The following is a 659-nucleotide window of genomic DNA, read 5'->3' on the forward strand; positions in this document are numbered from 1 at the left end:
GTTTGCACATGGAGCGGCAGTTCCGCCGTCTCTTCCGCCAACCCATCGACAAGCCCTATAAACCGCTGCAACGCAACGGCGGCGCGACCGGCCAGCACGCGCCCGGCGAGCAGCGCCCAGCTGGACTGCCACAGCGTTAGCTTTTGGTCGCGGGCAGTCTGACGCACTACGTCGAGGGTGCGATCGCCGAGGCCGCGCGTTGGCGTATTGACCACCCGTTCATAGGCGGCGTCGTCGTTGCGATTGGCGATAAGTCGTAAATAGGCGAGCGCATCCTTGATTTCCTGGCGCTCGAAAAAGCGCATACCGCCATAAATTCGATAAGACAGGCCCGTTTGCAGCAGCGCTTCTTCCAGCACGCGCGACTGGGCGTTGCTGCGATAGAGAATAGCGCAATCCTTGAGCGACCTGCCCTGCTCCTGGCTTACCTTAATGCGGTTCACCACAAAGCTCGCCTCGTCCAGTTCGTTAAAGGCGCAGTACAGGCTTATCGGTTCGCCTTCAGCACCTTCGGTCCACAAATTTTTTCCTAGCCGGCCGCCGTTGTGGGCGATAAGGGCATTGGCGGCGTGCAGGATATTGCTCGTGGAGCGGTAATTCTGCTCCAGGAGAATGGTCTGCGCGTTGGGGAAATCATCCAGAAAACGCTGGATATTCTC

The 659-nt window shown here is 58.9% G+C and carries 1 pseudogene; it reads right to left on the minus strand.

Features of this window, described 5'->3' with window-relative positions:
• Nucleotides 1-659: pseudogene (locus BG74_RS10465) on the minus strand (3'-5' exonuclease); the annotation flags it as partial.

This window comes from Sodalis-like endosymbiont of Proechinophthirus fluctus (assembly GCF_001602625.1).
Classification (GTDB): domain Bacteria; phylum Pseudomonadota; class Gammaproteobacteria; order Enterobacterales; family Enterobacteriaceae.